This window comes from Aeromicrobium sp. REDSEA-S38_B2, from assembly GCF_001628525.1.
In the GTDB taxonomy this organism is placed as follows: domain Bacteria; phylum Actinomycetota; class Actinomycetes; order Propionibacteriales; family Nocardioidaceae; genus Aeromicrobium; species Aeromicrobium erythreum.
This window is the reverse complement of record NZ_LUNH01000097.1, coordinates 69,291-83,620: the sequence shown is the minus strand read 5'-3', so window position 1 is coordinate 83,620 and position 14,330 is coordinate 69,291. Positions and strand designations below refer to the sequence as shown.

General features: G+C 69.0%; 12 protein-coding genes. 6 read left to right on the top strand and 6 right to left on the bottom strand.

Annotated features, from left to right (window positions below; translation table 11 throughout):
• The first annotated feature begins 1 nt into the window (after position 1).
• The 3 genes from drmC to A6Q81_RS16190 are packed head-to-tail and all read left to right on the top strand — an operon-like array spanning position 2 to position 2,341.
• Positions 2 to 706, top strand: a complete 705-nt coding sequence (gene drmC / locus A6Q81_RS16200; RefSeq protein ID WP_286691100.1) for a DISARM system phospholipase D-like protein DrmC — start codon at positions 2 to 4, stop codon at positions 704 to 706.
• A 45-nt stretch (positions 707 to 751) separates the two neighbouring features.
• Positions 752 to 1,876 (top strand): DNA cytosine methyltransferase, encoded by a 1,125-nt coding sequence (locus A6Q81_RS16195; RefSeq protein ID WP_286691099.1) that lies wholly within the window; start codon positions 752 to 754, stop codon positions 1,874 to 1,876.
• Between the two features lie 45 nt (positions 1,877 to 1,921).
• The gene (locus A6Q81_RS16190) at positions 1,922 to 2,341 is read left to right on the top strand and encodes a very short patch repair endonuclease (RefSeq protein WP_286691098.1); all 420 of its coding nucleotides are present in this window, start codon (positions 1,922 to 1,924) and stop codon (positions 2,339 to 2,341) included.
• Positions 2,342 to 2,693: 352 nt separating this feature from the next.
• Here the strand turns inward: A6Q81_RS16190 and proA are convergent, their stop codons facing one another.
• Both proA and A6Q81_RS17410 read right to left on the bottom strand, forming a co-directional pair.
• On the bottom strand, positions 2,694 to 8,621 hold the full coding sequence (gene proA, locus A6Q81_RS16185; RefSeq protein WP_286691097.1) for an anti-phage protein ProA: 5,928 nt from the start codon (positions 8,619 to 8,621) through the stop codon (positions 2,694 to 2,696).
• Between the two features lie 101 nt (positions 8,622 to 8,722).
• Entirely contained in the window at positions 8,723 to 8,881 is a 159-nt protein-coding gene (locus tag A6Q81_RS17410) for an ADP-ribosylglycohydrolase family protein (RefSeq protein WP_502692830.1), read from the bottom strand.
• A 147-nt stretch (positions 8,882 to 9,028) separates the two neighbouring features.
• Here A6Q81_RS17410 and A6Q81_RS16180 point away from each other — a divergent pair, with 147 nt between their 5' ends.
• Positions 9,029 to 9,301, top strand: a complete 273-nt coding sequence (locus A6Q81_RS16180; RefSeq protein WP_067861487.1) for an excalibur calcium-binding domain-containing protein — start codon at positions 9,029 to 9,031, stop codon at positions 9,299 to 9,301.
• Between the two features lie 31 nt (positions 9,302 to 9,332).
• Complete coding sequence (locus A6Q81_RS16175; protein WP_286691096.1) at positions 9,333 to 9,974, top strand: dihydrofolate reductase family protein; 642 nt, start codon at positions 9,333 to 9,335, stop codon at positions 9,972 to 9,974.
• A 1-nt stretch (position 9,975) separates the two neighbouring features.
• Here A6Q81_RS16175 and A6Q81_RS16170 read toward each other — a convergent pair whose 3' ends face one another.
• The gene (locus tag A6Q81_RS16170) at positions 9,976 to 10,515 is read right to left on the bottom strand and encodes a hypothetical protein (protein ID WP_286691095.1); all 540 of its coding nucleotides are present in this window, start codon (positions 10,513 to 10,515) and stop codon (positions 9,976 to 9,978) included.
• 49 nt (positions 10,516 to 10,564) lie between these two features.
• On the bottom strand, positions 10,565 to 10,933 hold the full coding sequence (locus tag A6Q81_RS16165; protein ID WP_286691094.1) for a DUF2256 and DUF3253 domain-containing protein: 369 nt from the start codon (positions 10,931 to 10,933) through the stop codon (positions 10,565 to 10,567).
• A gap of 287 nt (positions 10,934 to 11,220) precedes the next feature.
• Here A6Q81_RS16165 and A6Q81_RS16160 point away from each other — a divergent pair, with 287 nt between their 5' ends.
• Positions 11,221 to 12,636, top strand: a complete 1,416-nt coding sequence (locus A6Q81_RS16160; protein ID WP_286691093.1) for a S8 family serine peptidase — start codon at positions 11,221 to 11,223, stop codon at positions 12,634 to 12,636.
• A 60-nt stretch (positions 12,637 to 12,696) separates the two neighbouring features.
• Here A6Q81_RS16160 and A6Q81_RS16155 read toward each other — a convergent pair whose 3' ends face one another.
• Both A6Q81_RS16155 and A6Q81_RS16150 read right to left on the bottom strand, forming a co-directional pair.
• On the bottom strand, positions 12,697 to 13,470 hold the full coding sequence (locus tag A6Q81_RS16155; RefSeq protein ID WP_286691092.1) for a hypothetical protein: 774 nt from the start codon (positions 13,468 to 13,470) through the stop codon (positions 12,697 to 12,699).
• Positions 13,467 to 13,952 carry a DUF6318 family protein gene (locus A6Q81_RS16150; protein ID WP_286691091.1) on the bottom strand — a complete coding sequence of 162 codons (486 nt, stop codon included), beginning with the start codon at positions 13,950 to 13,952 and terminating at the stop codon, positions 13,467 to 13,469. The genes A6Q81_RS16155 and A6Q81_RS16150 overlap by 4 nt, the downstream gene beginning before the upstream one ends.
• Positions 13,953 to 14,330 lie beyond the last annotated feature (378 nt).

The following is a 14,330-nucleotide window of genomic DNA, read 5'->3' as shown; positions in this document are numbered from 1 at the left end:
CGTGTCGCCTGTCGCCCGGTTGGGCGAGATGCTGGCGCCCGCCGAGGCTCAAGCCATCGCGGCCACCCTGCGTCAGCAGGGCCTCCCGCACCTCGCGGCTCAGCGTGCCTTCGCGGTGAACCGACGCGAGGTCAAGTTGCTGCTCGTGGCACTGATCAAGGAGGCCGGGGGCGCCGAACTAGCAGCAGCTGTCCTTGACGGGATCGCCGCCGTTCCCCGCAGACCGGGCCCCGAACCGGTATGGACCGCCCCGACCGTGCCGGGATTGGGGGGCCGAACGACGCTCGCCGTCGCCGATCTGATCAACAGGGCGACGGCGACCGTGTACGCTGCGACCTACTCGGCCGGCGCAGGATCGGACTATGTCCAGGCTTTAGCACACGCCATCGATCGCGGGGTCGCCGTCACCGTCATCGTCGACCGAGGGATGCAGGAGACGAACGGTGGGGCGGTTCCCAAAGCGCTCCGCGGCGCGAGAGTCTGGGCCTACGCGCCCGCGGCCGAGGGGGAGTGGATGCCACGTCAACATGCGAAGCTCGTGGTGGTCGACCGAACCGCAGCGCTCGTTACTAGCGCCAACTTCTCGAACGCCGCTGCCAAGCTCAACCTCGAGTGCGGGCTCCTCAGTCACGACGTGAACGTAGCCGAGAGCGTCGTGCAACAGCTGGAGACGCTTCATGACCACGGTGCGCTCGTCGACTACTGACGACCCGCGTTCGGACCGGGGGGACGCATGCTCGAGGATGTAGGCATGCGTTCGGTGGGCCTCTTCGCCGGTATCGGCGGTTTCGAACTCGGTCTGCAGCGTGCCGGGATCGTTCCAGACTTGCTCTGCGAGTACTGGACGCCCGCGTCTGAGATCCTGAGGGCGCGATTCGACGCCGATGTCGTGGGCGACATCCGTGAACTTCGTTCTATCCCGAAGGTCGACGTCGTCACGGCAGGGTTTCCTTGCACTGATCTGAGCCAGGTTGGACGCACAGCCGGAATCGAAGGTTCTGAGTCCGGGCTGGTGAGGGAAGCGTTCCGACTCATCGAGAATGCGGCGTCGACGTGGGTGGTGCTCGAGAACGTCCCGAACATGTTGAGCCTTCGCGGCGGTTCTGCGATGACGTACATCGCTGACTGGTTTGAGGAGCGCGGCTGGAACTGGGCCTACCGGACCGTCGACTCGCAACACTTCGGACTTCGGCAGCGACGACGCCGGGTGTTCCTCGTCGCTTCGCGAAGCGAAGATCCGCGAGCTGTGCTTTTCGCTGAGGATGCCGGTCCCACCACTGCTCGAGCCAACCACTCCGCTTATGGCTTCTCCTGGACGGAGGGCAACCGTGGTGTCGGCTGGGGTGACGGAGTCACCCCGACCCTCAAGGGGGGATCGAAGGTCGGCATCGCCTCACCCCCGGCGATCTGGCGTATCGACGGCGAACCCGGCCGTGCGATCATTCGCCCCAGCGTCCGCGCGGGGGAGAGGCTGCAGGGCTTCCGGGCAGGTTGGACGGAAGGTTCGAAGGACGGTGTGCGATGGAAGATGGTCGGCAACGCCGTCTCGGTACCTGTTGCGGCATGGATCGGGCGAGGCCTGACCTCGCCCGGCGATCCGCTGGACGTCGACAGACGAGCCCTCCGTCCGGGCGATCGGTGGCCGTCTGCAGCCGCGTCGATCGGCGGCGTCCGGGAAAGCTGGAGTCTGAGCGATCGGCCCATTCACGCAAAGCCGCCGTCGACACTGTCAGGGCTCATCGACCGACACGGCGGGACGCCCTTGTCCTTTGGAGCCACCAAAGGGTTCTACAGCCGTCTGCATGCAAGCTCGCTCCGAGTCCGCGATGATTTCGAGACGGCGCTCGTCGACCACCTCGAATCCTTCCAGTGCTGACGGCGCTGCGTCGATCGCGACGAGCGCAAGATCGGGGGGCGTGAGTTGACGGACTCGTGGGCCTCTTCCCCGGCTGTACGCCAATCGATGCAAGGCAATCGCGGTCGAGACACGAAGCCTGAGATCGCTGTGCGACGCCGCGTGCACGCGGCGGGCCTTCGTTACCGCGTTGACTTCAGGCCTCTTCCGAGGTTGAACCGCCGAGCGGACCTCGTCTTCACCCGCCGCCGCATCGCGGTGTTCATCGATGGTTGCTTCTGGCACGGATGTCCCGAGCATCACACGATCGCCAAGTCGAATCGATCGTTCTGGGCGGAGAAAGCCAGGCGCAACCGCGAGCGTGATCGTGAGACCGATCAGATTCTTCGCAGCGAGAGCTGCTGTGTCCTTCGGTTCTGGGAGCACGAGAACCCGGCAGAGGTTGCATCACAAATCGTCGAGGTGGTCCGGTCTGCGTCGGAGTGAAGTTCTGGCGCCATCACTCAGGCGGCATGGGCCGTTCCAGTGAGGTGCCGCCGACGATCAAGTTTCTGGAGAAGACGAAGGAAGCACTGACGGGTCGGAGAACAACCTGCGCCTCGCGAACGACAGGCGCAGGACATCTTGATGAAGCGGTCGACGAGGAAGAACCCCACGATGGCAGCCAAGTTCGCAGAGCTCGCGCAGGGTTCCGCCGACGAGCCTGGCCTTCTCTGACTCGAGACTCCGAGGGTGCCGGGCGTGCTCGACGGCGCCTGCTGGGTCGGTGCGCCGCACCGACCCAGCAGGCTTCGTGCCGTCACCGACGCGACGACGCCGGTGCGCGGTGGCCGAGCCCTCAGACGACCGCGCGGACGATCTCGTCCGCACCGACGACGACGCGTCCTGCCTCCTGCGCACGGCGGAGCGCTGCGAGCACGGGCGTCGTGAGGGCGTCGGTGCGCCGCCGCCATCCGAAGAGCAGCAGCGTCTCCTTGAGCAGCTCGTCCTCGGTCATGCCGTGGGCGTCACGGCACAGGGCGACGATGGCGTTGACGATCTCGGTGGGGTGGATGTCGGCGATGGGTCGCGGGTCGTCGAGCGTCGCCGTCCGGAAGGTGGTCCACGACGCGCGGTCGACGCCCATCGGCCACACGAAGCCCTCGTCGTCGCGCATCTCCCGCGGGATGCAGCGCACGATGGCCTCGATCCTCGCCGCGTTGAGCCGTGTCAGGTCGAAGGCGCCCGCGGCCAGGCGAGCCGCTCGCTCGGACGACACCGGCCCTTCTTGCTCGGCGATCCCGCGGAGCACCTGTGCGACCTTCTGTGCGGCCTGGTGGCCAGGGAGTGCGTCGAGCGTGGACCTGGGGCCGGCCTTGCGCGGCGCCCATGGACGGAAGGGTTCGGCGCCGGGAAGCTGCTGGTCGCCCAGGAAGCTCGACGGAGTCGCCGAGGCGAACGTGTGCGACGCCGGACTCGGATCTGTCACGACGCTCGCGGCTGCCGATACTGCAGGCTCAGACCGCTGCGGGACGCCCTGCTGCGGATGGTCCTGCTCGACGTCGGCAGACGTCGAGGGCGCCGGCTGCGAGACATCGGGGACGCGCCGCGGGGCGGTGCGCGCCGTGTCGACCTCGTTGACGAGCCTGCGCACCACCGACCCCCGGTCCTCCAGCCACTCGGGCATCCAGACCCGCTGCACCGACCGCCAGCCCATGAGGTTCTCGAGGACCGACACGGGCAGGCCGTCGCGGTCACCGACGGTGCGGCGCGCAGCCCACCCCTCCCCGTCGAGGAGCACCGCCACCAGGGGTGAGTCGGGCGCCGACGGGTGCGCCAGCGCGAGGTCGATCTTGAAGTCGGAGAGACCGAGGTCCGTCGTCACGACCAGACCCGCCTCCCGGCACGCCTCAGCGATCTCGTCGCGGTGGCGATCGACCACGGCGCGGTGGGACGTCTGGTCGGCTCCCGAGGTCCTGGCAGCGGCAGCGTGCATGTACGCGGCGAGGTGCTTGATGCCGATCGAGCCCGTCGCGTCGACACGCAGCTCGCTCGGGTCGAACGACGTGAAGATGACCACCTGGGTGCGGGCGCGCGTGATGGCGACGTTCAGCCGACGCTCGCCGCCCCGGTTCGTCAGAGGACCGAAGTTCAGGGGCAGCACGCCCTTGTCGTTGCGGCTGAAGGCCGTGGAGAACAGGATCACGTCCCGCTCGTCGCCCTGGACATTCTCCAGGTTCTTCACGAAGAGGCCTTCGCCGTTGGTGCCGTCCATCGCCTCGAGGATGCGGGCGTCGTCGAGGTCGCGGAGCATCGACTCCACGAGCGTGCGTTGCGGCATGTTGAAGGTCACGACGCCGACCGACGGGACCCGGCCCGGCGAGGCCGCGAAGCGACGACGGATCTCCGTGACGATGGCCTCGGCCTCGACCCGGTTCGTGCCTTTGTCCCGACCGGGCGTGCGCACGAAGGTGCCGTCGAGCTTCACGAGGCTCACGCCCGCCACGGGGCGGCCTTCGGCGTCCAGGCCCGGGTCGGGCGCGGGGAACGAGGAGAGCCGGCTCTCGTAGTAGTGCTCGTTGCTGAAGGCGATGAGGGACTCGTCCTTGCTCCGGTAGTGCCAGGTGAGGGCGCGGCGACCGACTCCCGCCTGGGCGACCTCGGTGAGGATGCTCTCCTCGTCGGGCTGCACCAGGAGGTCGTCGACCGTGGCGGTGTCATCCGTGCCGGGTTCCGCGAAGGAGGTGGGTGGCATCTGCTTGCTGTCGCCGACCACGACGGCAGAGGTGGCGCGTCCCATGGCGCCCACCGCGTCCGCCACGCGGATCTGCGACGCCTCGTCGAACACCACGAGGTCGAACGTGATCGACCCGACGGGGAAGAAGCGCGCGATGGAGTCCGGGCTGACCAGCACGCACGGCATCACCTGGGTGACCAGGTCCCCGTACGTGGCGAGCAGCTCGCGCACCTTCATGCCTCCCCGGCGTCGCTCCAGCTGGCGACGGAGCTCACCGACCTGGCCCTTCTCCGAACCGGACCGGAACGGTCGAGCCGCGAGGACGTCTGCCGCGACGGACCGCTGGAGGTGGGTGCGCAGGTCCACCATCGAGGACGCGAAGCGATGCACCGACGTGCCGTGCGCCTCGGCGTCGAAGCCGTCGAGACCGGAGGCCAGCATGCGCTCCTGGGTCGAGGCCAGCGCCAGACCCTTCTCCAGGGACGCCACGGCGGACGTGCTGCCGACGCGACCCTCGAGCACGGCGTCGAAGGCCTGGTCGAGGTGCAGCTCGCGCAGCACGGCGGCCGCCGAGACGAAGGCGAGCCACCGGTCCAGCGACCTCTCGGCCTGGGCCGGGTTCGAGCGCGTCGCGACGCCCGTGGTCCAGACCGGGACGAACGCAGCGTCGTCCAGCCAGTCGTGCACGTCGCGGTCGCTCGAGCCGGACGCCGACACCAGGTCGCGCGCCGCGGTCTCGAGAGCGCGCAGGGCGCTGCTCTCCTTGTCGCTCAGCACGAGGTCCGCGTCGAGGAGCGCACGCAGCGTCTGCCCGAACGGGGTGACCACTCCGTCGGGGCCAGGAGCGATGAAGGCCGCCTGCACCTGCAACCACTGCAGCTGGTGCTCCACCGCGTCGAGCGACGCGTCCTGGTAGGGGTTCCACCCAACGACGGGGCGGGTGCCGGTGACTCCGGAGCGCTCGGGGGCGACGGCGTCCGCGCCGGCCCTGATGCCGACGAGCTGCTCGAGCAGGGCAGGGGCCTCCTTGGGCTTCACGGGGGCCTTCAGGTGCTGGTCGAGCGGGGCGAGGGCAGCGAGCACCCGCTTCCTGCGACCGAAGAAGCCGGTCGCGGCGGCTGCGACCACGGCATCTCGAACGTCCTCGACCGGCAGGTCCAGTGCCGCGGGTGCGACTCGTTCCAGCGCCGGCGGGTTGGTGCCCGCCAGCGCGCTGAGCGTGCTGACGTAGGCGTCGCGACGCTCGACCCAGGAACGCGTACGGACCTCGTCGAGCTCGGCCGCCGTGACCGCGGGTCCGTGCACGAGGCTGACGAGTCCCGCCAGGTCCTCGAGGGTCCGCGCCTGGTCGACAGCATCCCGCAGCGGTCCGGCAGGGGGCAGCTCGGCCACGGCACGGTCGAGGTCGGCGGCAGCGGCCAGGACGCCGCGGCGATCGTCGACGGCACGGCGCACGAAGCCCCAGGGATGGTGCTGCTGCGGACGAGCGAGGTCTGCGGTGTCCTCGAGGTAACGGAGCGAGCCGCGGAGTCGCGCCAACGACTCGGCCTCGAGGCTCGTGAGCTCCTCGGAGGTGATCGGCAGCGCCGGCAGGTCATCGGGGTAGGCCAGGAGCTGCGTGCGTGCCGAGTAGTAGGAGAGGCCGGCCGTGTTCTTCTCGTGCAGCCGCGTCGCGTACCGCTGGAGTGCCCGCCTGGAGCTGCTCACCGACTCCTGCTCGGCCGTGAGGCCCTGCCGGTCGAGCTCGAGGTGCAGGTCGAGTGCCTGCTTGATCTGGTCGCGGACGACGGCAGGCTTGCTCGACTTGTCGTGCAGGTCGAGCGAGAACGGACCCATGCCCACGGACTCGAGGCGCGAGGACACGACGTCGAGAGCAGCCCGCTTCTCGGCCACGAACAGGACCCGCTTGCCGGAGGCGATGGCGCGGGCCAGCAGGTTGGTGATCGTCTGGGACTTGCCGGTCCCGGGCGGTCCCTCGAGCACGAAGGTGTGGCCCGCGACCGCGGCGGCGACCGCCTCGAGCTGTGAGGCGTCGGCGGGGATGGGGCAGCTGGCGTCGAGCTCGTCGAGGTCGGCCATCGACGCCTCGCCGTGCGGGTCCTCGAACTCACCCGTCGGGTTCTCGACGAGGTGGCGGACGAGCGGAGCGTCCATCAACCCTTCCCAGTCGTCGTCCAGGTCCTTCCACAGGCGGAACTTGGCGAACTGCAGGACGGCGACGTCCGCCGACTCCTCCACGCGGTAGGGCAGGTCCTTCTCGATGATCACCTCCCGGACGGCCTCGAAGGTCGCGGCGAGGTCGATGCCGTGCTCGTCCTCCGTGGGGTTCTCCAGTCCCGGGATCCTGATGCCGTCCACCTGGCGGAGCTTCTCGATGAGGCAGTAGTTGGGCGTGCTGGCACCGGACTCGTCGAGCTGGAGACGGTACAGACCGCGGCGGGACCCGGGCACGAGGAGCACCGGCAGCAGGATGAGCGGCGACTTGAGCGGGCGGTCGTCGAGCTGCCAGTGCAGCGACCCGAGCGCAAGGTACAGGTTGTTCGCGCCGGTCTCCTCCTCGATGGTCCGCGCCTTGTAGGCCAGGTTCCGCATCCTGCGGAGGTAGGTGTCGAGGGTCTGGCCCGTGCGGACGTCGGTGAAGAGACGCTTCGTGTCGAGGTACTCCTTGAGCTGCGACGCGGGAAGGTCGGCGCCGAAGCGCACACCCTGCGCCTCGCTCGTCGCGGGGACCGCGTCGCCGGGGAGCAGGGTCACCGCCTGACCTGCGCTCAGCAGGTCCTCGACGTGGCCGATGCTGCCCGGTGCGACGGCGAGCTGGATCGCCGACCGCTCGGTGAAGTTGATCAGCTTGTTCCGCAGGCTGAGGTCGAGCAGCGCGTTCTTCCACGACTGGACCCGAGGTGGGACGGATGCGACGACCGCACCCGTGCGCTCGTCCACCTGCGGTGTCGTCGACACCACGTGGTGCCCCGAGTGCTCGGTCGGGACGTACTCGACCAGCGTGGCGGCGCCAGAGCTCTCGACCCGGTGGGCGGGGAGGGGGAGCACCTGGCTCTGGGCGCGCACGACCCGCACGTCCACGACCCCCTCGAAGCGGGAGAGGTCGCCCGAGAGGTAGCGGCCGCGCGTGACCTGGTGGACGTCGTCGTCGACGTCGGCGGAGTCAGAGCCGCCGGTTACGCTGGTGGTCTCGAGGACGCGCAGGCGACCGCTGTCGACGGCATTCACCGCGCTCTCGAGCGCCTCGACGGACGCGAAGCCCAGCTCCTCCGTGCGCCAGTAGCCGAGGAAGGCGTGGCCCTCGACGATGAACAGCACGGGGTGGAGGCCTGCGTGCTCGATGGCGGCGGCCAGCACGACCGAGGTGTCGAGGCAGGTGCCGACCCTGCCGTCCAGGACCTCCTCGGGAGTGCGGACCTTCTGGCCTGCGGACCAGCTGGCTGGAGGATTGCTGTAGGTGATGCCCCGCTCGCGGGCCTCGTCCCAGATCGCGCGCACGATCGCGTCGACGCGTTCGGGCCCGGCCTGGTATCCCTGCGTGGAGCCCGAGCCGGTGGTCCTCTCGAGTCGTGTTCGGACGGCGTCGAGGAAGGCTCCGACGCTGGGGTCGTTCGGTTGCACGAAGGCGGCCAGGGTCTCCGTCGCGAGAGGGTTCAGGACGGCACGGCCGTCCGCGGCCCGGGAGAAGATGGTCCTCCAGGTCCGCGCCGACCCGAGCAGCACGTCCTGCCGGTGGCTGGTCACGATGTCCTGCTGGTGGACCTCCACCACCAGCTGAGCCGTGACGTCCTCGGCGACCTGGCTCATCGCTGCCACGTCGACCTGCAGCTGCACGGGATCGACCGTTGCGCTGCCGTCCGCGTCCGGCTCGAGCTCGGTGGCGAACGGGTGCGTCAGAGCCACGCCGCGGTCCTCGAGCCGGACGTGCAGGACCGCCGGCGCGTCGTGCCCGATGTCGTCCACCCGGACGGTGTGCACGAACGGGATCCGGTTGTAGACGAGCGCGTAGCTGGCCCACTCGTTCGCCTGGACGGTGATGGACAGGGTCATGAAGTTTCTCCCGATCTTGGCTGCCCTGAGACTAAAGGTCCTCGTCGGACGGGGTGTCGGATCCGAGAATGTCGCTTCAGATTCGGGCCTGTCGTCCTAGATCAGCTTTCGATGGTTTCAACGTGCCAGCTTCGGGATGTGAGGTTTGTGCCGTAGACGAACTCCCTCCTGAGCGCGCTCTCGTGCGGCACCCCCAACGCGTCGCCGCAAGCCTGCCCCAGCAGCACGCCGGCGGCACGGTCCCGCTGTACCTCATCCATCTCGCCTCCCGTGGTGCGACGTCATCATCGCTGTGCGCGGTGGGACGGACGTCTGACGTCGCCTAGTTCGTCTGAGTCATCTTCCCAGGATCGTCCGACGCGTGACGCGATCCGACCTAGCGTCGAGGATCGACGAAGGAGAACACGATGAAGCGACGCGCAAGCGCCCTGGTCCTCGCCACGGCCCTCTCGATCGGGACGCTGGGTGCCGTCGCGGCCCCGGCCGAGGCCGCCACGACCTACAAGAACTGCACCGAGCTGAACAAGGTCTACAAGCACGGCGTCGGCCTGCCGGGCGCGCGCGACAAGGTGCGCGGCAAGACGAAGCCGGTCACGAACTTCACGAAGAACAAGGCCGTCTACAACGCCAACAAGAAGTCCGACCGCGACAAGGACGGCATCGCCTGCGAGAAGCGGTGACGCCGTCGGTGGGACGGAGTAGAACGGACGCATGAGTCGCGTCCGCATGCACAACATCTCGATCTCCCTCGACGGATTCGCAGCGGGGGAGCCGCAGGCGCTCGAGACGCCGATGGGTCACGCCGGGCAACGTCTGCACACCTGGATGTTCGACACCGCCTTCGGCGCCGCGATGATGGGCCGCGCCGGCGGGTCGGACGGGGTCGACCAGGCGTTCGCGCAGCGCTTCGCCGACGGGATCGGCGTCGAGATCATGGGGGCGGGCAAGTTCGGGCCGCCCGGCTGGCAGGACGACCCCGACTGGCGCGGATGGTGGGGTGAGACGCCGCCGTTCGGCATGCCGGTGCTCGTACTCACCCACCGCCCCCGCGAGCCCCTCGTCCTCGACGACACGACGTTTCACTTCCTCGACGCCGCTCCAGTCGAGGCTCTGGAGAAGGCTCAGGAGATGGCCGGCGGCCTCGACGTGCGCATCGGCGGAGGTGCCGACGTGGCGCGCCAGTTCTTGGCCGAGCGGCTCGTCGACGTCGCGCACGTCGTGCAGGTTCCGATCGTGCTCGGTCGTGGAGCGCGCCTGTGGGACGGGCTCGCAGGGCTCGAGGACGACTACGACATCGAGGTCGTGTCGTCGCCGTCGGGCGTCGTGCACCTGACCCTGCAGCGCAGGGCGTGAGTCAGTCGCAGTAGTCGCAGAGGCCGGTGGCGGGGAGCGCCGTGAAGCACGTCGGACAGACCTTCACCGGCTTCGTCTCGACGGCAGCGCGTGCCCTGCCGGGGCGGGTCGACGTCGTGCTCGAGCTCGCGCGGCGCACCTTGGCGGGCCGCGGCACGCCACCGTCGGCGGGTAGGTCGGTGGCGAGAGCGCGATAGCAGAGCAGCCGGTCCTCGGCCGCTCGCGTCTCGACGTCGCGCACGACGTCACCGGTCGTCGCCAGCACGGCCCGTGCGTAGACGTCGCCGACCGTGCCGTCACGCTGGACCGCGAGCGACGTGAGCGGCGGGTCACCTGCGCGTGCGGCAGCCAGGGCGGTGATCTCCATGAAGTCGCCGAGCCACGTGCGGCGCGACGTCGGACTCTCCACACGGGTGCGCACGAGGACCTGGTCGGCCAGGTCGCTGACGGTGATCACGGCGCCGTAGCGGCTCGCTGTCTCGCGGAGGATGTCGAGTGCTGCGGGGGTCCACCGGGCGAACTGGGGGAGGAGCTTGGCCACGTCTCACAACGTTAGACGACCGGTCCACGGCGTCGTCCTGGCGGATCGCTCAGAGCGCCCTCCGCACGCGGATGGGCCCCTTGGCCGTCGACGGATCGACGACATGCCCGCCCTGGGTGATCTCCACGGTTCCGTCGGCGACGAGCCGTCGCGCTGCCCGTCTCGCGGGTTCCATCAGCTCGCGCCAGCCGTCGGGGTCGACACGCCGGGCCGCCTCCGACGGGCAGATCGTGGCGCCGCCGGCCCGCGCGTCGAGGAGGTCCACGATGGCCGCCTCCAGCTCCTGGTCGGTGCGCGTCACACCGCGCTTGCGGCAGGCCTGCGAGCAGTAGCGCACCTGGTCCCAGTCGCGCTCCCACTTCTTGCGCCACTCGATCCGACGTCCGCACGACGCGCAGACCTTCGGCTCGGGGGACATGTCTCCAGTCTCGGGCCAACTCGACGATCCTGCCCGGCGCAGGCTGCCTGCTCGTGGCTGCGTTCGGCGATGTCGTCACGCCGCGGGAGCGAGCGGTCGTCCAGGCCGCGTGGACGCCGTTCGTGCCCTTCGGTGTGCCGGTGGGCGCGGTGGTGTGACCGCCAAGTCGACAACAGTTCCTAGGAGAGCAGTAACCACGCCGCGTGCACGTCGTTGGCAGTGCTACACGCGCTCCGGTTCCGACGGAGCGCACGTTCGGGGGAACGATAGACATGCGTCGACGCATCATGTCCACATCCATCGGAGCGGCCGCCTTGGCGCTGGCTGCTCTCACCGTCCCGGCGCAGGCCGGCGCCGACGACCAGGCTCGTCTGCAGCCGTTCCTGGCCGACCAGCTGTCGACCTTGAAGGGCGGCGCCGCCACGACCGTGCTGGTCCACGGCCGCACCTTGGTCGACGCCGAGCGAGCGGTACGCGACTCCGGTCTGGAGCGCGCCGGCAGCTTCGACAAGATCGGCGTGGTGATCGCCAGCGGAACGCGCAGCGAGATCGAGGCTGCCCGATCGGCCGAGGGCGTCACCTATCTCGAGGGCGACCAGCCCATCGAGTACCACCAGGAGACCTCGAACATCGCCACGCGTGGTGCCGAGGCCGCCGCGACGCTCACGGGAGCGGACGGCACGGCCCTGACGGGTCGCGGCGTCAGCGTCGCCGTGATCGACTCCGGCGTCGATCCGACGCACCCGTACCTGAAGGGCGCGACGGTCGCGAACCTGAAGTCGGTGTGCTCGCCGCTCGACGAGACCGGCTGCCAGGTCCTGCGGGTGCCCAACGCGCTCGACACGGACACGACGTCGCTCGGCGGCCACGGGACGCACGTCGCGGGCATCGCGGTCGGTCGGCCCACGACGTTGACGAGCGGGGAGAAGCTGCAGGGCGCGGCGCCGGGCGCGAGCCTGGTGTCGCTGTCGACGGGCGCGGGGATCCTCATCCTCGGCGCGGACGCGTCGCTGAACTGGGTCCTGGAGAACCACGCGAAGCCGTGCGGCGACGGGGTGTCGGCGGCCGAGTGCCCGCCGATCAAGGTCACGAACAACTCCTACGGGCCGTCGGGTGGTGGAGCTTTCGACCCGGAGTCGGCGACCGTGAAGCTTCAGCGTGCGCTGGCTGCGGAGGGTGTCGTGACGGTGTGGGCGGCCGGCAACGACGGTGGTGACGGCAGCGAGAGCCTGACGAACCCGCCCGGTCAGGACCCGACGGGCGGCATCATCTCCGTCGCGTCCTACTACGACCTCGACACCGGCACCCGCGACGGCCGGGTCTCGTCGTTCTCCAGCCGCGGTGCGGCAACGGACCGGTCCACGTGGCCGGACGTGTCGGCGCCGGGGGAGGACATCACGTCCTCGTGCCGTCCGTACCTCGTGATCTGCGCGACGGGTCTGGACCCGAAGGACGGGCCTGGTCCGCTCGACGTGGGCACGTTCAACACGATCAGCGGCACGTCGATGGCCGCGCCGCACGTGGCGGGTATCGTCGCGCAGCTGTTCCAGGCTGACCCGACGGCGACGCCAGCCGAAGTGGAGGCGGCGTTGACGTCGACGGCGTACAAGTACACCGACGGCAGTGCCTACGTCGACGGCTCGTCGTTCGACAAGGGTCACGGTCTGGTCGACGTCGTGGCTGCGGTCTCGGCCCTGCGCTGAGCCGGACCGGCGAGGTCCCGGGACACCCCTGGCGGGTCCCGGGACCTCGCCGTCTCTCGGTCAGCGTCGCGGTGAGACGAGCACCGGAGCGGCCTCGGCGACTTCGAGCGGAGTCGCTGTACCGGCGGCGGTGAGTGGCTGGCCGAGGGGTGTCCACGCTCCACCGTCGACGCGGTACCGGACGGTGTAGGTGGTGTCGACGCGGATGCTGACCCGCTCGGCGGTGCGCTGGTAGGTGTGCGTGACGTCCTTCGCCGGGTAGGGCCGACCGGGTCGCGTGGTGGTCCGGCTCGTCCCGTCCCCGTGGTGCCAGGTGTAGCCGGTGGGCGTCGCCTCGACGTCGATGTCGTGCCCGAGCAGGGTGATGCTCTCGCGCACCGGCCGCGGGTCGGTGTGCAGGATCGTCGGCACGTTCACGAGAGTCCGCCCGCCCGGCTGGACGGTGACCCGCAGCGCCGGCATCGGGATCTCGCTGACCGCCCGCCGCACATCACCCTCGGTCAGCTCCGGCTCCTCCTGCGGCGCGACCTCGTCGGGCTCGGAAGCAACGGTGCCGCGGGCTCCGCAGCGGAAAGTTCTCTCGAAGCGTCGTTCTTGAACGTCGCCGGAGTCAAAGAAACACCTTGTCTGCGCGCGGGGTGCGGCTGCTCCGGTGAAGGCACTCTCCGAGGAACGCGTTTGATGACTTCGGCGCGACTCTCCGCCAGAAGACCAGTCGCGTGCCGTCAGACTGAGATTCGGGTTGAGGCCGTCGGGCAAGACATCGACGTCGCTACCAGCGGCTGCGGGCCACACCAAGATGCTGATCATCATCGACGACGCGAGAAAGTTCATGATTTGACTCTGTAAAGGTCGGTGATGGTGAACGGTGCATTGGGGGTCATCTCGAAGGCGACGGTTGACCTCTCGCCTCCAAGCAAGACGAGGTCGAACTTGACGTCGGTGGCTACATCGTAACGCGAAACCACCATCGAACGGATTTTCCAGGTCGGGCCTTCGGGACGCTCGCTGGGCTTCAGGTCTCCGATTGAATCCGCAAAGCGGGTGCATGCGTCGCACTGACGGCTCAGCTGACGCAGTGTCTTCTCGTCGCCAGTGATGGCTGCGTAGTTGAATGCGTCGACCCAGTACGAAGCGAAGGCCACGGCGCCTTCGTCTGTTGATTCTCGCGCCTGGGAAGGAAAAGTTGGCGGAGCAGGTAGTTGCGAGGAACTCGGAGTGGGTTCGACTTCAGGCTCACGGACTTCCGATGTTTTGCTGCAAGCCAGGAGCGGCAGGAGCAGCGCTACCGCGCCGACGGTCAAGGCTTCTCTCATGTTGGATCCCCCGATCTGACGCGTCAGAAGTTAGCGAAATCCCGACGCCGGGTGAAGTCTCGATCCACAACGCTCGGATGTCCGTCCGAAAGCGCATACGTGAGCGATCGCTCTCGACGACTCTGAGCTGAACTGGCGAGCACAACCCAGGTTAGAGGTAGGCAGCACTCGAAAAGAGTCGTCCTTGACGCGCCTTACCTACCTCCCGCTGGCCTGATGCGCGCGTTACCTACCTCCTGCCGACCTAATGCGCGCCTCAGCTACCTCGCGCCGGTCCGGTGCGCGCCTTGTCTACCCCGCAAGCACTGCGGGGCCGGCTGCCCTCGCGCTGACCGATCGGCTGGAGCCGCAGGGTGCTGTGGACGGGGTCGCGACTCG